Origin of the sequence: Clostridium sp. Marseille-P299, assembly GCF_900078195.1 — a bacterium.
GTDB lineage: Bacteria > Bacillota > Clostridia > Lachnospirales > Lachnospiraceae > Lachnoclostridium.
Genome location: NZ_FJVE01000005.1, coordinates 287,876 through 305,802, shown reverse-complemented (window position 1 = coordinate 305,802; position 17,927 = coordinate 287,876). Strand labels below are relative to the sequence as shown.

Here is a 17,927-nt window from a genome sequence, read left to right as displayed (position 1 = left end):
ATTTTATGAAAAATTATAATTGTTGAAAGAATTCCATCATTTAATAGGGTTCTTGGCATTTCATAAATTATTGATATTAAAGAACATGAGTTGCTTTGATATAAGTTTTCGTAAAAATAATTAGTAAAAAGGGATTAATAACGAAAAACATAGCGAAAATAATATTTGAAATAAAAAAATACATATTTTGAATACTAATAATATGTATTAAAAGCATATATAAATAACATTAAATGGCAATATATAGAATAAAATTATAATAATTAATAAAAAAAGTAAAATATCACTTGATTTATTGTTTAATCTGCTCTATAATGAAATTACGAAAACGTTGTAGTAAAAATTATGGTGGTGTGAGAATGGCGACGATAAGAGATATTTCATTAAAGTGCGGCGTATCGGTATCAACAGTTAGTAAAGCACTGAATGGTTATCAAGATATCGGAGCGGCTACAAAGCAGATCATACTAAAGACGGCAAGTGAGATGGGATATTATCCTGATTCTAATGCAAGAGCGTTGAAACTTAAAAAGACCTATAATATTGGAGTTTTATTTTCTACATTATCAGGTCATGGCTTAAGAAATGAATATTTTGCACATATTTTAGCATCTCTTAGAGAGTATGCAGCCAATCGAGGTTATGATATTACGTTTATTGAACATAATATCGGAAATCGCAAGATGACTTATCTAGAACATTGTAGATATCGTAATTTCGATGGAGTATGTATTATATGTGCGGAGTTTAGTGACCCTGAGGTTCATGAGATTATTAATAGTAATTTACCAGTTGTTATAGTCGATCATACCTTTAATGATGCAATATCCATTCTGTCCGACAATATTGAAGGGATGAGGCAACTAACTAAGTACATAGTAGAACAGGGGCATAGAAAAATAGCTTATATTCATGGGAATAAGTCTTCGGTAACACATAATCGTTTGGTCAGTTTTTATAATGTACTTCGTGAATACAATATTGTGATTCCAAACGAGTATGTAGTTGAAGGGGTTTATCGTAGCTCAGAAGAAGCGGAGAAGGTAACGCAAGCCTTACTTGACTTACCAGAACCGCCAACCTGTATTATAGCATCGGATGATTATGCAGCACTTGGCGTAATGAACACTATACGAAGGAACGGATTGCATATTCCAGAAGACATTTCAGTAGCTGGATATGATGGTATCTCTGTCTCGCAAGCGTTAGAACCAAAGCTTACGACAATTATACAGGATACCGATAAGATTGGAGCTGAAGCTGCAAAGCAGCTTATAAATCTAATTGAGAGGCCAATGGCTACCTCATTAGAGAATATATACCTAAAGGTACAGCTTGCAAAAGGTGGTTCTGTGAAGAAATTAGAACAAGAGTAGATAGTGTTTTAATTAGGCAGAAAACCAGTAGCAAAAAAATTTATAAGGAGGAGAAAAAATGAAAATTTCCAAAAAAGTAATGGCACTTTTATTAGTGTTAGTGATGATGGTTTCACTTGTTGCTTGTAAAGATAAGTCAAATGAAACATCTAAAAATGAAAGTCCTACAACCGAAGCTACAAAAGGAGCAGAGCCTACAAAAGAAACAGCAGAACCAACAACTGAACCTACAACAGAACCTACTGAAACAGCTGAACCAACACCTGAACTTCCAGACAGCGTTGTAACGGGTGATATTAGTCGTGATGACGCGTTTTATGTATATTGCTGGAATGGAGATGTTAAAAACAACATTCTTAAATTCTTCGAAAAATATTATCCAGAAGATGCAGCAAGAATAGTATATGTTGATACTGGTGGAAGTAATTTCTATCAACAAAAAATCGATCCAATTTTAGCTGATCCAACAAACCCACAATATCCAGATTTATTTGCAGTTGAAGCAGATTATCTTTTGAAGTATACAAATTCTGAGGATACCTTAGACGTAGCAACTCTTGGATTCACAGAAGCGGATATGGCGAATATGTATCCATATACAGTTCAAGCAGCTACTGCAGATGGCAAGGTAAAAGCGTTGTCATGGCAGGCTACACCAGGTGCTATGATGTATCGTAGAAGTTTGGCTAAGAAATATTTAGGAACTGATGATCCAGCAGAAGTTCAGAAATACTTTAGTGATTGGGATACAATGTTACAATCAGGTAAGGATATTCTTGAAAAATCTGGTGGAGCAACAAAATTATTCTCTGGTGTAGATGATGTTAAGCGTGTATATCAAGCATCTAGACATAATGCATGGTATGATGAGAACGATACGATTGTTGTAGAAGATACAATGCTTTCTTATATGGATTATGCAAAAGCATTATATGACAATAACTTAACTAACAATACTTCACAATGGTCTACAGATTGGGCCGCAAATGTAACAAACGATAATACATTTGCTTATATGGGATGTACCTGGTTCTTACATTGGACTTTAAAGGCGAATAGTGGCGGAACAGTTCCTGGTGAAGGTACATATGGTGATTGGGCTATGACTGCAGGTCCTCAAGAATATTATTGGGGTGGTACTTGGTTAGCAGCTTCTAAAGGTTGCTCGGATACTGACTTAGCAGCTAAAATCATGAGAGCAGCTACCGTTGATACAAAGATGATGAAAGAAATGTGTGTAGAGACTCTTGATTATGTAAACAATAAGCAAGCAATTGCTGAATTAATAGCAGCTGGTGAAGGTAACTTTGATTTTCTTGCTGGACAAAATTTCTTAGAGTATTTCTCACCGTTAGCAGACGCTATTGAATTACCAGCAATGAGCGCGGAGGATTTCTATATCACTCAGAAATTTGACGATCAGGTGACCGAATTTGTAAATGGTAATAAAACTAAAGATGAAGCGTTAGAAGAATTTAAGAAAAATGTTATTGATGCTTATCCTTATTTGTCAAAATAACTTATAAATAAAATAATCGAATAGTTATAAGGGGTATGTTGCAAATGAAATATGAGTTTGCAGCATTCCCCCTATAAATAAATTTGAACAAATCCACATTCTGAACATTTTATAGAGCCTAGAGGTTCTTTGGTGGATTTGGGTTTTATAAAGTGTTCAATGAGTAACATGTAATTATATCAATAATTCAATATAGTAGCATGCATTAGATTGTCCAATATTTTAAAAGGAGTTGGTGCAAATATGGCGAAACAAAATAAGAAAAAACATAAAACGGTAGAATATGGTCGCTACGGATATTATTTTATAGCACCATTTTTTATTGTATACTTTCTTTTCTCATTCTGGCCATTAATTTATACCTTTTGGTTAAGTACTCAAGAGCTTTATTATAGAGGATTAAAAGCAGTAGGACCGACCTTCAATGGACTTACGAATTTCAAACGTGTACTTTATGATACTAATTTAAAAGGAGTAGTGAACGAAGGGGCAAAGCTTTTTGATACAATGACTTTTGATACATTAGGAAACACGATTATTATGTGGCTAATTAATTTTATTCCTCAAATATTGTTATCTTTACTATTAGCAGCATGGTTTACAGATACTAGAATTAAGATAAAAGCTCACGGTGCTTATAAGATTATGATTTATATGCCTAATATCATAACAGCTGCATCAATCGCAGTGCTATTCTATACTTTATTTAGTATACAAGGACCGATTACACAAATTTTCCGTTCTCTAGGGTTGATTGATGTAGGGCGTGATGCAACGGATTATTTTATGCAAAACAAATGGTGGACTAGGATAATCATTAGTTTTATTAACTTTTGGATGTGGTATGGAAATACGATGATCTTATTAATAGCGGGTATTCTTGGTATTAGTCCTACCTTATATGAAGCAGCAAGAGTGGATGGGGCTAGCAGTGTTCAAATATTTGGCCGAATAACGCTTCCATTATTAAAACCAATTTTATTATTTGTTTTAGTAACCTCCTCCATTGGTGGTTTACAGATGTATGATATACCAGCGGTGTTTAATGTAAATAACGCGGGCGATGGATTGCCTGATTATGCGTCTGAAACGATTACAATGTACATAAAGCAAATAGCCTTAGGTAATAGCCGTGATATAGGCAAAGCCTCGGCAGCTTCTCTCGTTTTATTTGCAGTAACATTAATGATTAGTTTAATCTTCTTCTTTACAATGGGTGATAAAGAACCTAAGCAAAAGAAGATAAAAAAAGCGTAAAGGAGGGAAATAAATGAGCAAAACGGCTATGTCTGTTAATGATGCTAGTTATTCAAGACGAATTAAACGAGGAAAAATATTTCGTAATGTTATTTGCATTTTTCTTAGTCTATTAAGTTTATTTCCTTTCTATATTATGATAATTAACTCTACAAGAGCAAGTGCTGCGATTCAACAAGGAATTAGTTTACTACCAGGTAGAGAATTCTTTAGAAATATTGATAAGCTTATAGTAAAGGCAGCTGGAGTTGGTACACCATTATGGAAGAGTATGCTTAATAGCGCTACTATTGCAGTGCCATCAACGATTCTCTCCGTTTATTTTTCTGCACTTACTGCTTATGGAGTGTTTGCTTATAAGTTTAAATTAAGAAGATTCGCATGGTCTTTTATTCTTGCAATCATGATGATTCCCTCTCAAGTGTCTATTATTGGGTTTTATCAATTTATGATTAAGCTACGACTTAATGATACATATATTCCACTGATTATACCCGCATTAGCGGCGCCAACAACAGTATTTTTTATGCGTCAGTACATGCAAGCATCACTTCCATTAGATATTATTGATGCTGCACGTATTGATGGCTCTGGAGAATTTAGTACCTTTAATCGAATTATTATTCCATTACTAAAACCAGCAATGGCGACCCAAGCTATTTTCGCGTTTATTGCTTCATGGAATAATTTATTTATGCCTACGATGATTATAAGCTCACAAACTAAGGTTACTTTACCGATGTTTGTTCAACAGCTTCGAAGTGAACAATTCAGATCTGATTTTGGTATGGTTTATATTGGTTTAGTGTTAACTGTGTTGCCTATCATGGTAGTTTATTTCCTTCTATCAAGGTACATCATTGCTGGTGTAGCGCTTGGTGGAGTAAAAGAATAAAGATTGGGTTGTTGCAAAGATATATAAATTTTTGCAACAACCTTTTTTGTATCACAATAAAAATAAACCACCGGCTATGCCGATGTGTCCCCAATTAGCTTTAGCTTCAAGTAAAAAACCTCCTATGTTATAATAAATTTGGGTTCGCCAACCACAAATATAACAAAGGAGGTATCCAAAAATGGATATGAATAGTTTAGCTCATACAAAATGGGAATGCAAGTATCATTTGGTTTTTGCACCAAAGTATAGAAGACAGATTATATACGGAAAGATAAAAGCAGATGTTGCTCAAATACTAAGCACACTATGTAAAAGAAAAGGAATTGAAATAATAGAAGCAGAGTGTTGCAAAGATCATGTGCATATGCTTGTAAGAATACCGCCAAAGTATAGTGTCTCTGAAATAATGGGATATTTGAAAGGTAAAAGTTCGCTTATGATATTTGAAAAGCATGCGAATTTAAAATATAAGTATGGAAATCGACACTTTTGGTGTAGAGGCTATTATGTTGATACTGTTGGAAAAAATACAAAAAAGATTCAAGAATATATTGCAAATCAGTTAAAAGATGACCTAGAAGCCGATCAACTCATACTGAATGAGTATATTGACCCGTTCACGGGTGAGCCGGTACAAAGAAGCAAAAAGTAATCCCTGGAAGGGAGGCTGGTAAATAAAGCTATCATGAAAGGCTCAAGGAGCTTGCAGGAGTAAGAGCGGTTGGCAAATCCTTCAGGGGCCTTCCGGGCGCAAGCAGGTAAGAGCCCCTTATAGAGGCAGAGCAAACCACCGGATAAGCCGGTGGTCCTGATTAGAACAAAAGATGTGCTATAAAAGATTTGCTCACTGGAGTGTGGGAAGAACACTTTTGTTTTATTTATAGTATCTTGACAAAAATAATTTGCAGGATTATAGTAAATTTATATGCAATAAGTATAGTATTAAAGGAAAGTGAACATATAATCATGCAATCAGACCTGAATGATTTAAAATATATTATGAATCGCCTACGTACGTTAACCTGTCAAATTAAACTCTTTAAAAACATCACATTTGGTGAGTATACCATGTTATGTGCTATTGGTAAGATGATTGAGGGTAATCAGGAGAGTAGGTTGACCCCGACTAAGTTAAATGACTTTTTTGGAACAAAGAAACCTGCAACGTCAAGGATGCTTACTGTATTAGAAAAAAAAGGTTACATTACTCGTAAAGTGGATACAAACGATCATCGTATTGCTTATTTAATGCTTACGGATATAGGGCAAGTTGTTCTAAGAGATGAAACAGAGCCCTACAGGGAATTAACTAAGAGAATCGCAGAACGAATGGGAAAAGAAGAGCTTGCAGATATGATATCAACTATGACTAAGTTTAGCCGTATACTAGAAGAAGAATTAGGGACTTTATCAAATTAGAAAAATAATAAACTTGTTAATAATTATATAATCGCAAATTGCGATAACAAGCTGAACTAATTTATAGATATACACTTATTTTCAAATCACTTATGCTGCATATTTAAGTTGTTCTTCAATAGGCTCTTCTGGAATCTTATAGTGTAGAATTTTACGAGAAAGTGTAATCATTTACTCTTCGATAAAAGCTATATCATCTAGATTATAATTCTGTATACGTTTACCCTATGAAATGAATCTTGGAATGAGACCATTATGTGGCTCATTTGTACCAAGTTCAAAGGATGAATATGCATGTTAGCTGTAAACTAAAGTTGAAGTTTCAGTTTCTAGTTTTGCTAAATCAGCAGACTCAAAACCATTATATCCAACTTGATCAAAACGTTCACCAAAGAAACTACGTATATTATTTAATTCATTCATAATAGCATCCTTAGTTTTTGATGTTATTTTTCGCACGAGTGCGTGACGTATTTGTCACTCTACAATTGTTAGAGGGACACAATCTGTGTTAGTCTTAGTCTTTTCTTCTATAACAGTATCGATTTCCAAATGGCCAAACTCACTAAGTAGTTTTCCGTGTTTGATTTGAGTAGTAGTACCGCTTTTAATTTTTATTAAAAAGAGTATTGATAGGGGGGACCTAATTCCTTGGATATTTATAAGGATTCCAACTATCTTGAAGGCGTATTTCAATTCTCATGCGCTCATTAAAATTTAGGCGTTTGTTTTTACGTGATTATATATTATGATTTGAATAGTCCATAGTGATTATCCTCTTGTATATTGTTTTTTTGTGGTGATTAAATAATAATACAGAGTAATCCACTATGGATTTTTATTTTTACAACTTCATTTAAAACCAGCCATAATTATATAATATACAACTAAATAATATGTATGTAAAATCTAAGTATTATTATATACAAGATTCTCTTGAGAATTCTTCTTAAACTGAAATTGACTACAGTTATTGGCGATTTTAATAGCTGATATAGTGAATAATGTAGTTGTAAGTTTTGTTGGGACAAGAATAAAAGAATTTATTCTAACGAGGTATGCTTTTTCAATATCTAATAGTTAACCTGATTATTCATACTGTAATTATCATCAATTTTCGTAGAAGATAATTTTCATTTTAACGAATGGCGTATAAAGTTTTGTTTGGTTCTAGTTTTTTATACAAAAAAACATCAGCAAATACAATCCTTTCAGAACCTTTAAATTCCGGTCATGAATATCCGATATCGATTAAATGATCGGATTTTCATAAAAGATGGTGAAATAAAATGGGATCGATTAATAATTTACTAAAAGAATAAGAGTCCACGATTGCAATTACTAGAAGATGTAAAACGTCAACTAACCATAATAAGGAACACTAACAATGCTACTATTGGTGTTATAACCATATGGTGGTTTTATCATACTGTTTATAGGTTTGTTGTCCTGTTGTTGATTACTGCTTGAAGAAGTTGGGAATTCAGCATATTTTATGCTGTTCCGGATTGGTTGGAGCCTTGATGTTCAGTATTATCCTGTGTGCGTATACAGATGAAAAAAATTTTCTCACATTAACATATAAGAGTTAAAGTGGTAATTTTTTATTCAAGCATATAGGTTTTGCAGGAAAAAGATTTTGTAAAAGTGTTATTAAAACAAAAGTAATATGATATACTATAAATGGTAAATATTGTAAAAATAGTAAAAAAAGGGAGGGATAATGTGTTGGAAATACGTGCACCGAATACAAAATGCTTGCAATAAACCTCAAATACTCATCATGAATTTTTACCAAATTATTAATGATTTTAATAAAGAAATTTAGAAAGGAAAAAATTATGAAAAAAACTATGAAAAAATTATTTGTTTTAGCTTTTTCATTGGTATTGTTGTTATCTACATCAATAACTACCTATGCGGCTAGTATCTGCCCGCCACATGTTACATATCCGGACATTGGAGGATTAGTAGGAACTAATACAACTTCAAATACTCATGATTATACATATGAATACAGGAATACTATTACTGGAGCTATTGAACTTAAAAGTGCAAAATGTCAAAGTTATATTATTACAAAAACGTATTTAATTAAATATATATGTTCAAGTTGTGGTATAGTCACTGGTAGTGGAACGACTTCTTATAATGAGGAAGTGCATCCTAGTTGTGGCAAATAAAAATTGTTATAAGTTATATGTTTAATAAGATGGATTATATCTCCAACAAAGTTTTATTAGTTGGAGATATTTTTATTGTATCCAATAAAAATAAACCACCGTCTAAGTGGTCATGATTGTATTGCGATGAAAATAAAACAAAAGTAGAGGTAACTTAGATGAGTACACTCGGTGAGTCAGTAAAATAAGCAAAAATAATCACGGAAAGGGAGCCTAGAAAATACAATTACTAAAAAGCTAATGGGCTTACAGGAGTAAGAGAGTATAAATAACCCCTTTTTGAGCAAGCACGAGAGAAAAGCGGCTTATATGATACAAGATTTATTGAATTAAGCATAGAAGGAATTTACAGAGGAGAATTTATGGGTATTTATACATTGGTTTTAAATCCTTTTGTTAACGGAATATTAATAAGTTTTTTAAATAAGTTTCATATCCTATCAGTAATTATATATCTTTTAGGTGTTTTTTATAAGTACTATATTTTTTAGTTTAATAAAAATTAACAGACATGTATAATAATTTACTAAAATATTGAAAAAAATATTGACAGAGGTTTCAATTTATTAGATACTTATAAGTAAAACCAATAATTAACGTTGTTAAATATATCATAAGGAGGAATTCTATGCAAGAAGTAATTTTTCAAATAACACCACAGGTGAAGAAGTTGGTGGAGGTATGTGAAAGATGTGATAAAGTGGAATCTGACTTATACAAAGAATATGATGTGAAGCGTGGATTAAGAGATATTAATGGGAAAGGTGTTGTGGCTGGATTAACGAATATCTCAGAAGTACATGCAAAAGACATTGTGAAGGGCGAAGAAGTACCATGTGAAGGTAAGTTATATTATAGAGGATATGATATTCGTAATCTAACACAAGGCTTTTTAAGTGAAGGACGTTTTGGATTTGAAGAGATTGCGTATTTATTATTGGTAGGAGAGCTACCAAATGAGGAGGAGCTAAAGGAATTTAAAGCGGAATTGGGGAAAAGACGAACACTTCCACAAAACTTTTTTCGTGATGTAATTATGAAGGCTCCTAGCAAGGATATGATGATTTCTTTGTCTAAAAGTATTTTAACACTATATTCCTATGATTCCGATGCGGAGAATACTTCTCTTTCTAATGTAATGAGACAATGTCTAAATCTAATAAGTCAATTTCCTATGTTGGCAGTATATAGTTATCATGCATACAATCAAAGTATCGGTAATAGTTTATTTATTCATCCACCCAAAGAAGAATTATCAACTGCAGAAAATATTTTAATGATGCTAAGACCTAATAAAAAGTATACGAAGTTTGAAGCAGCTGTACTTGATTTGGCTTTAGTTCTTCATATGGAACATGGTGGTGGTAATAATTCATCTTTCACAACACGAGTTGTTAGCTCTTCTGGAACGGATACATATTCAGTTATGGCAGCTGCACTCGGGTCTTTAAAAGGTCCAAGACATGGTGGAGCCAATATTAAAGTAATGCAGATGTTTGAAGACCTGAAAGCGAAGGTTTACAATTGGGAAGACCAAGATGAAGTTGCTAATTATTTAAGAAAAGTACTACGAAAAGAAGAATTTGATCAGTCTGGACTTATTTATGGAATTGGGCATGCAGTATATTCCATATCAGACCCTAGAGCAGAAATATTTAAAATATTTGTAGAAGAACTTGCAAAAAATAAGGGGCAGGAAGCAGAGTTTAATCTTTATACAACCGTTGAGAAACTTGCGCCAAAACTAATTGCAGAAGAAAGAAGAATATATAAAGGTGTTAACACCAATGTAGACTTTTATAGTGGATTTGTGTATCATCTACTTGGACTTCCATTAGAACTCTACACTCCTATTTTTGCAATTGCAAGAATCGTTGGGTGGAGTGCACATCGCTTAGAGGAAATCGTTAGTGCAGAAAAAATTATTCGTCCAGCTTACCAAAGCATTGCGACACAAAGAGAATATAGTCCGTTAGATAAACGGCAATAATAAATATAAAGTAAAGGGACTGATTATGCATGAGTATAATAATTTTAAATTCACGCTTAACAGCCCCAGTTACATACTACATAATATAATTGTTTTTAGTACATCAAAATAGTTTAGCCACGTAGGCCTTTAACAAATCTTTCGACGTCCGCTCTAGTTTGAAATTGATCTCGGTTTCTTGCGATTGCTTCTTTTGTTGAACTATCCAATGTTTCAATGTAATCATCAATACTATAATTAGTAAATGTTACAACTGGATAGACTCTACTACTAAAATTATCGTCTGAATCAAAAGAAAATGGATCCATTTATTATCACCTCAAGTTTAGTTTGTGAGACTTTCTATTTAATATTCATGAATTTTAAATCTGTGGTAGAAATTCCATTGACAAATAATATTTTCTATACTAAGATAAACAACATAAAGTTAAAATTATAAAAACGTTGACGAAGAGAGTAAGAATCAAGGAAAGTCAAAGCGAGTCGCAGAGAGTGTAAGTGCGATACGAGTAGAGGATATCTGAAAATCACTTCTAAGTTGCAAGGCTGAACAGTTAGTAAGCTTTGTCGGTACCTACCGTTATATGGGTAATGTATAAAAGTTGTATTTACAGGAAAGGCTCCTGTAAAGAGATGGAGTACGTGAAATAGGTGGTTACGTGATTGCATATATGCTCTCATCCTGTTTTGGATGAGAGCTTTTTTATTTAATAGGAAATTGCTCTGCATTTCCTATTAAATAAAAGCCCTACGGGCAAATGATGCGCAGCTACGCGCGCGGAACAAAAGCTGTGCTTGGGCAGTATTTGCTCGCGAGAGTGTGCGAAGCACACTTTTGTTCTATTTATAATAAATAAAAGCAAAAAAGCTTTGCTTTATAAATCAGGAAATCAAGAAATCACGTAGGATACGCACTCACACATAGGAAAATATAAAACAATTATTGGTTCTTACAAATCAATGAGAAGACAAATCAGAGAGGTGAGTATGGAACTTTGGGATGTTTATGATCAATGTTTTAGGAAAACAGGTCGAGTGCATGAAAGAGGTAAAGAATTAGCCCGTGGAGATTACCATTTGGTAGTGCATATATATCCAGTGAATGATAAAAAAGAAATATTGATTCAAAAAAGAAGCGATACAGTGGCATGGAAACCAGGGAGCTGGGCAGCAACAGGAGGCTCAGCAATCAAGGGTGAAGATATGTATGAGGCCTGTATTCGAGAATTAAATGAAGAAGTGGGAATTTTAGCGGAAGAAAAGAACATGGAGCTATTTGCAGTTTTTAAACGTGAAAGTAGCTATAATGGAGTATGGATTGTTCGAAGCAATGTAACTATTTCAGAGCTTACTCTTCAAGAGGAAGAGGTTTCAGATGCAAAATGGGCTACTAGTAGTGAAATAAAAGAAATGGTTGCAAATGGCGAATTTCATTCCTATCCATATTTAGATTCACTACTTGATTATATAGATGAAAAATAATGTGACATACAATGTTTAATTGTTTAAGAAAAAAGTTAAAACGATATTTCCCTAATTTTTGAATAAAGGAATATAAGTAGAAAGGATGAATTCACATGTACCAAAAAGTATCTACAAACATGAAGTTTGTTGACAGAGAAAAAGAAGTTCTAAATTTTTGGAAAGAAAATGAAATCTTTGAAAAGAGTATTGATTCAAGAAAAGAAGGAGAAACCTATACGTTTTATGATGGTCCTCCAACTGCAAATGGAAAGCCTCACATTGGTCACGTTTTAACACGTGTTATCAAAGATATGATTCCTAGATATCGTACAATGAAAGGATATATGGTTCCAAGAAAAGCAGGCTGGGATACTCACGGGCTTCCTGTTGAACTTGAAGTTGAAAAATTATTAGGCTTAGATGGAAAAGAGCAAATTGAGAAATATGGACTTGAACCATTTATCGATAAGTGTAAAGAAAGTGTTTGGAAATACAAAGGTATGTGGGAAGATTTCTCAGGTACAGTAGGTTTCTGGGCAGATATGGATAACCCATACGTAACTTATGATAATAACTTTATTGAATCCGAATGGTGGGCACTTAAGAAAATCTGGGATAAGGGCCTTTTATACAAAGGATACAAGATCGTTCCTTATTGTCCACGTTGTGGAACTCCTCTTTCTTCTCATGAAGTTGCTCAAGGTTATAAGGATGTAAAAGAAAAATCTGCAATTGCTAAGTTTAAAGTAAAAGATACAGAAAACGAATATATTTTAGCCTGGACAACAACTCCATGGACATTACCATCTAACGTGGCCCTTTGTGTAAACCCAGAGGAAACTTATGTAAAAGTTGAAGTTGGTGTTAATGCAAAAGGTGATGTTGTAAAAGCGCCAAAAGAAGGGGAAGAACTTACAGAGGCAAATACCGTTGTTGCAAAAGAATACTACATCTTAGCAGAAGCATTACTTAAAGTTATTGAAGGTGATTACCAAGTTGTAGAGACTTATGTAGGTACAGACTTAGAATATAAAGAATACGAACCACTATTTGATTATGCATTTAATAATCCAGATGGTACAAAGAATCCAAAGGCAAATAGAGACAATGTGAATGGTAAAAAAGCTTACTATGTAACATGCGATACCTATGTAACATTAACAGATGGTACTGGTGTGGTTCATATTGCACCTGCATTTGGTGAAGACGATGCTAACGTTGGACGTAAATATGACCTTCCATTCGTACAATTAGTAGATGAAAAAGGTGAAATGAAGCCAGAAGTTACTGATTTTGCAGGAGTATTCTGTAAAAAGACAGACGAAGGTATTATGAAAATGCTTAGAGAGAAAGGATTATTATACAAATCTCTTAAATTTGAGCATAGTTATCCATTCTGCTGGAGATGTGATACACCATTAATCTATTATGCAAGAGAATCTTGGTTTATCAAAATGACAGCTGTGAAGGAAGACTTAATCCGTAATAATAATACAATTAACTGGATTCCTGAAAGCATTGGTAAAGGACGTTTTGGTGATTGGTTAGAAAACGTTCAAGACTGGGGTATTAGCCGTAACCGTTACTGGGGAACACCACTGAATGTATGGCAATGTGAATGTGGTCATATGCACTCCATTGGAAGCATTGAAGAATTAAAATCAATGTCTGATAATTGTCCAGATAATATTGAGTTACACCGCCCATATATTGATGCTGTAACGATTAAGTGTTCCGAATGTGGTAAGCAGATGAAACGTGTTCCAGAAGTTATTGACTGCTGGTTTGACTCTGGTGCAATGCCATTTGCACAACATCATTACCCATTTGAAAATCAGGATTTATTTGAACAACAATTCCCTGCGGACTTTATTTCAGAGGCGGTTGACCAGACAAGAGGATGGTTCTATTCCTTGTTAGCAATTTCAACATTAATCTTTAACAAAGCACCTTATAAGAATGTTATCGTTCTTGGTCACGTTCAAGATGAAAATGGTCAAAAGATGAGTAAATCCAAAGGAAATGCTGTAGATCCATTTGATGCATTAGCAGAGTATGGTGCGGATGCAATTCGTTGGTACTTCTATATTAACTCAGCTCCATGGTTACCAAATCGTTTCCACGGAAAAGCGGTAGTAGAAGGTCAACGTAAATTCATGGGTACATTATGGAATACTTACGCATTCTTTGTACTTTATGCAAATATTGATAACTTTGATGCAACGAAGTATCAATTAGAATATGATAAACTTCCAGTTATGGATAAGTGGTTATTATCTAAATTAAATTCTGTTGTTAAGACAGTGGATGAGAATTTAGCGAACTACAAGATTCCAGAAACTGCAAGAGCATTACAAGAATTTGTGGATGAAATGAGTAACTGGTATGTAAGACGTGGTCGTGAACGTTTCTGGGCTAAGGGAATGGAACAAGATAAGATCAATGCTTACATGACTCTTTATACAGCATTAGTTACAATTGCTAAGGCATCTGCACCTATGATTCCATTTATGGCAGAAGATATTTATCGTAACCTTGTATGCAGCATTGATAGAACAGCTCCTATCAGTGTTCATTTATGCGATTTCCCAGCATATGATGAAGCATTAATTAACGCAGAGCTTGAAAAAGATATGGAAGCAGTTCTTGATATCGTTGTTCTTGGTCGTGCTTGTAGAAATACAGCAAACATCAAACAAAGACAGCCAATCGGTAAGATGTATGTAAAAGCAGATATCACTCATACTGATGATGCTGGAAATACAGTAGAAGGAATGTCTGATTTTTATAAAGAAATCATCGCAGATGAACTTAACGTAAAAAATGTAACATTTACTTCTGATGTACGTGATTTTACTTCTTATACATTTAAACCACAGTTAAAGACATTAGGACGTCGTTTTGGTAGCAGATTAAATGCTCTAAAAGAAGTTCTTTCAGGACTTAATGGAAACAAGGCTATGGATGAATTAAATGAAAAGGGTACTTTAACAATTACCGTTGATGGAGTAGAAGAAGTATTAGAAAAAGATGATTTACTAATTGATGCGATGCAAATGGAAGGTTATGTTTCTGATTCTGACTATGGTATTACTGTTGTATTAGATACAAACTTAACAGAAGAATTAATCGAAGAAGGATTTGTTCGTGAATTAATTAGTAAAGTTCAGACAATGCGTAAAGATGCTGGCTTTGAAGTAATGGATCATATTAATGTTTATGTATCTGGAAACGATAAGATCAAAGAAATTGCATCTAAGAACCTTGATGAAATTAAGACAGTTGTATTGGCAGATGAAATTATTTTTGATCGTTTAAGTGGATTTGAAAAAGAATGGAACTTAAACGGCGAAGATGTTACACTTGCTGTAGAGAAAAGATAATATTATAAATAGGTTATGATTTAACATTAGCAAGGAAGTCCTACTCCATTTTGGCGTAGACTTCCTTGTTTTATTATGTATTTTTATCAAATACAATGACTTAATTTCTTTTGTCCTTTATCCAATAAGCTTTAAAAATTTTTATCATTGACAGATATTTGGAAATATCATATACTTTAGAAAAATATGAAAGGTAGCCAATATCTTGGCTTTAGGTGATGGAATGTTTATTAAGTAATTCAGTGTTCAAAACAATTTAGTGTTAAGTAACGCAATAGAAAAATTGCGCTATTGTTTTGTATGTAAGACTTGGTGTGCCAGGTCTGTTTACCAAGCTGGATTACAGATTATAATATCATTTCATTGCAAAATCTGCTGGATAGGAAGAGCATAAACTATAATTTATTTGTCCCATGTTTTTCATATGAAAGATATAGGGGATTTTAAATGAATCCAAAAGTTTATGAGTTACCTTGGAATCGGATATACTTTTTATGTACCTTTATACTTGCGTTGTTATAGGCATTATGATTTATTTGCATATATCAAGGGCTACTTTAGGTTTTGCAAATGATACTCTTAATTTTAGAAAAATGATTATAATCTTTCCGGCATGGGTTTGTCAGGAGGGATTTTTTTTATGCTATTATTAAAAATAAACCACATTTCAAAAATATTTGGTGATAGAGTTTTATTTAAAGATATGAACTTAGAAGTATTTCAAGGAGATAAGATTGGATTGATTGGAGCCAATGGTATTGGTAAAACAACTTTATTGCATATGATTGCAGGGGATTTAGAATTGGATGAAGGAGATATTCAAAGGTTTGGAACAATCACATATTTAAAGCAAATGCAAAATGATATAAATACAAGGTCTAAGAATGAAACTTTATGTGATACTGAGTTCATAAATAAAGAATTTGCGAAAGCTGAAAAGCTATTTAACATTCAAGAAAAAATGAATCAAGAGGTTGTTAGTGGCGGAGAAGAGATGCGAATAAAAATAGCAAAAGCCTTTAGTAAGCGAGCGATGCTTTATTTATTGGATGAACCAACGGCTAATTTAGATGAAAAAGGGGAGCAATTAGTTGGGGATAAGATTAAGGCATTAGAAAGTTATATTATAGTTAGCCATGATCGTGCACTGTTAAATAAATGCTGTCATCAGATTTGGGAGCTAAGAGATAAAAAAATTTACTGTTATTCTGGAAATTATGATACGTATAAAGAGTTAAGAGAAAAGGAAAGACAGAGAGAAGAAACAGAATACGAAGAATATATTACAGAGAAAAAACGACTTGAAGTCGTCTATCTAAAGAAAAAAGAGGCTGCCAAAGATATAGCAAAGATTCCAAAAGGAATGAGTAAACGGGAAGCCAACCTACGTAATTTCTTATGCGTTACGGGTAGAAATTATGGGGGAAAGCAACGTAGTATGAATAAAAGTGCTGAAAATGTAAGAAAAAGAATCGAAAAGCTAGAGGTAAAAGAAAAGCCACAGAGTGATAAAAGAATGTATATCGATTTCTCACTTACAAATCCACCAGAAAATGCGTATGTAATTCGAGGGGAGGGATTAAATGTTTCCTATGGGGAACATGTTATTTTTAAAGATGTAGACTTTCGAGTACCGAATGGTAAAAAAATAGCGCTCATCGGCGAAAATGGAGCAGGAAAAACAACCTTACTAAATGGGATTATGCGCAGCTATAAAGATATAGAAAAGCTTGGTATAACCACTGTTCCCAAGGCGAAAATTGCTTATTTTACGCAAAACATGGATACATTAAATCTTGAAAAGACTGTTTTAGAGAATATGTATGAAGGAGCAATACAGTCAGATAAAACAATTCGAAGCGTTTTAGCAAAATTTTTATTTACAGCAGATGATATTAATAAAAAAGCAGAAGTCTTAAGTGGTGGAGAACGAATAAAGCTAAGTCTTGCGAGGCTATTTATTTCAGAGCATAATGTGTTGTTATTAGATGAACCAACAAATTATCTTGATATGCCTTCCATACTTGCATTACAGCAAATGATCAAAGAATATGAAGGTACTATAATTTTTGTTTCCCATGATGAAGCTTTTGTAAATGAAGTAGCACAAGAGCTACTTGTAATTGAACAGAAGAAGATTCGCTCCTTTCCTGGAAAATTAAGGCAGTACAAAATCTTTAAAAATGAGCAGCTGCAAAAGGCAAAGAAAAAAGATGTAAAAAAAATAGAGGAAAAACGAATGTTACTGGAGCTTCAAAGAGCAAATATCATTGGGCGTTTTAATCGTAAGAATGAGGATAAAGAAGCCTTAGAGCAGGAATATCAAAGTATAATAAAACAAATGAAAGAATTAGAATTTTGATTTATCTAGTGGAAAATAGCTAGTTTTTTACTCCAACAATGTAATGTTAAATTCCTTAATAATAATTGGTAAAAAT

General features: G+C 33.3%; 13 protein-coding genes. 11 read left to right on the top strand and 2 right to left on the bottom strand.

Annotated features, from left to right (window positions below):
* The first annotated feature begins 359 nt into the window (after positions 1-359).
* From BN4220_RS03195 to BN4220_RS03170, 6 genes are all read left to right on the top strand, one after another.
* On the top strand, positions 360-1,376 hold the full coding sequence (locus BN4220_RS03195; protein WP_066713505.1) for a LacI family DNA-binding transcriptional regulator: 1,017 nt from the start codon (positions 360-362) through the stop codon (positions 1,374-1,376).
* Between the two features lie 58 nt (positions 1,377-1,434).
* Positions 1,435-2,895, top strand: coding sequence for a hypothetical protein (locus tag BN4220_RS03190; RefSeq protein ID WP_066713502.1), 1,461 nt, complete (start codon positions 1,435-1,437; stop codon positions 2,893-2,895).
* Positions 2,896-3,138: 243 nt separating this feature from the next.
* The gene (locus BN4220_RS03185) at positions 3,139-4,152 is read left to right on the top strand and encodes a carbohydrate ABC transporter permease (RefSeq protein WP_066713500.1); all 1,014 of its coding nucleotides are present in this window, start codon (positions 3,139-3,141) and stop codon (positions 4,150-4,152) included.
* A 13-nt stretch (positions 4,153-4,165) separates the two neighbouring features.
* The gene (locus BN4220_RS03180; protein WP_242867731.1) at positions 4,166-5,047 is read left to right on the top strand and encodes a carbohydrate ABC transporter permease; all 882 of its coding nucleotides are present in this window, start codon (positions 4,166-4,168) and stop codon (positions 5,045-5,047) included.
* A gap of 181 nt (positions 5,048-5,228) precedes the next feature.
* Positions 5,229-5,702: an IS200/IS605 family transposase gene (gene tnpA / locus BN4220_RS03175; RefSeq protein WP_066713497.1), complete on the top strand. Its 474-nt coding sequence runs from the start codon at positions 5,229-5,231 to the stop codon at positions 5,700-5,702.
* Positions 5,703-6,016: 314 nt separating this feature from the next.
* Entirely contained in the window at positions 6,017-6,469 is a 453-nt protein-coding gene (locus BN4220_RS03170) for a MarR family winged helix-turn-helix transcriptional regulator (protein ID WP_066713495.1), read from the top strand.
* A gap of 297 nt (positions 6,470-6,766) precedes the next feature.
* Here BN4220_RS03170 and BN4220_RS20600 read toward each other — a convergent pair whose 3' ends face one another.
* Positions 6,767-6,892 carry a hypothetical protein gene (locus BN4220_RS20600; RefSeq protein ID WP_278280707.1) on the bottom strand — a complete coding sequence of 42 codons (126 nt, stop codon included), beginning with the start codon at positions 6,890-6,892 and terminating at the stop codon, positions 6,767-6,769.
* A gap of 1,418 nt (positions 6,893-8,310) precedes the next feature.
* On the opposite strand from BN4220_RS20600, the gene BN4220_RS03165 reads away from it, so the two are divergent.
* Positions 8,311-8,652: a hypothetical protein gene (locus BN4220_RS03165; protein WP_066713493.1), complete on the top strand. Its 342-nt coding sequence runs from the start codon at positions 8,311-8,313 to the stop codon at positions 8,650-8,652.
* Positions 8,653-9,280: 628 nt separating this feature from the next.
* Positions 9,281-10,642 (top strand): citrate/2-methylcitrate synthase, encoded by a 1,362-nt coding sequence (locus tag BN4220_RS03160; protein ID WP_066713491.1) that lies wholly within the window; start codon positions 9,281-9,283, stop codon positions 10,640-10,642.
* A gap of 113 nt (positions 10,643-10,755) precedes the next feature.
* Here BN4220_RS03160 and BN4220_RS03155 read toward each other — a convergent pair whose 3' ends face one another.
* The gene (locus BN4220_RS03155) at positions 10,756-10,950 is read right to left on the bottom strand and encodes a hypothetical protein (RefSeq protein ID WP_066713489.1); all 195 of its coding nucleotides are present in this window, start codon (positions 10,948-10,950) and stop codon (positions 10,756-10,758) included.
* A gap of 679 nt (positions 10,951-11,629) precedes the next feature.
* Between BN4220_RS03155 and BN4220_RS03150 the strand changes: the two genes are divergently transcribed.
* The 3 genes from BN4220_RS03150 (at position 11,630) to abc-f (ending at position 17,851) form a co-directional block, all read left to right on the top strand.
* Positions 11,630-12,124 (top strand): NUDIX hydrolase, encoded by a 495-nt coding sequence (locus BN4220_RS03150; RefSeq protein WP_066713486.1) that lies wholly within the window; start codon positions 11,630-11,632, stop codon positions 12,122-12,124.
* A gap of 95 nt (positions 12,125-12,219) precedes the next feature.
* Positions 12,220-15,489 carry an isoleucine--tRNA ligase gene (gene ileS / locus BN4220_RS03145; RefSeq protein WP_066713483.1) on the top strand — a complete coding sequence of 1,090 codons (3,270 nt, stop codon included), beginning with the start codon at positions 12,220-12,222 and terminating at the stop codon, positions 15,487-15,489.
* Positions 15,490-16,129: 640 nt separating this feature from the next.
* A complete protein-coding gene (abc-f, locus tag BN4220_RS03140; protein ID WP_066713480.1) occupies positions 16,130-17,851 on the top strand; it encodes a ribosomal protection-like ABC-F family protein in 1,722 nt (573 codons plus the stop codon).
* Positions 17,852-17,927 lie beyond the last annotated feature (76 nt).

Excerpts from the sequence above, each read along its gene's own strand:
- BN4220_RS03165 (WP_066713493.1), top strand. The coding sequence starts at position 8,311 with ATGAAAAAAACTATGAAAAAATTATTTGTTTTAGCTTTTTCATTGGTA.
- BN4220_RS03160 (WP_066713491.1), top strand. The coding sequence starts at position 9,281 with ATGCAAGAAGTAATTTTTCAAATAACACCACAGGTGAAGAAGTTGGTG.
- BN4220_RS03170 (WP_066713495.1), top strand. The coding sequence starts at position 6,017 with ATGCAATCAGACCTGAATGATTTAAAATATATTATGAATCGCCTACGT.
- BN4220_RS03155 (WP_066713489.1), bottom strand. The coding sequence starts at position 10,950 with ATGGATCCATTTTCTTTTGATTCAGACGATAATTTTAGTAGTAGAGTC.
- ileS (WP_066713483.1), top strand. The coding sequence starts at position 12,220 with ATGTACCAAAAAGTATCTACAAACATGAAGTTTGTTGACAGAGAAAAA.
- tnpA (WP_066713497.1), top strand. The coding sequence starts at position 5,229 with ATGGATATGAATAGTTTAGCTCATACAAAATGGGAATGCAAGTATCAT.
- abc-f (WP_066713480.1), top strand. The coding sequence starts at position 16,130 with ATGCTATTATTAAAAATAAACCACATTTCAAAAATATTTGGTGATAGA.
- BN4220_RS03185 (WP_066713500.1), top strand. The coding sequence starts at position 3,139 with ATGGCGAAACAAAATAAGAAAAAACATAAAACGGTAGAATATGGTCGC.
- BN4220_RS20600 (WP_278280707.1), bottom strand. The coding sequence starts at position 6,892 with ATGAATGAATTAAATAATATACGTAGTTTCTTTGGTGAACGTTTTGAT.
- BN4220_RS03180 (WP_242867731.1), top strand. The coding sequence starts at position 4,166 with ATGAGCAAAACGGCTATGTCTGTTAATGATGCTAGTTATTCAAGACGA.
- BN4220_RS03190 (WP_066713502.1), top strand. The coding sequence starts at position 1,435 with ATGAAAATTTCCAAAAAAGTAATGGCACTTTTATTAGTGTTAGTGATG.
- BN4220_RS03195 (WP_066713505.1), top strand. The coding sequence starts at position 360 with ATGGCGACGATAAGAGATATTTCATTAAAGTGCGGCGTATCGGTATCA.
- BN4220_RS03150 (WP_066713486.1), top strand. The coding sequence starts at position 11,630 with ATGGAACTTTGGGATGTTTATGATCAATGTTTTAGGAAAACAGGTCGA.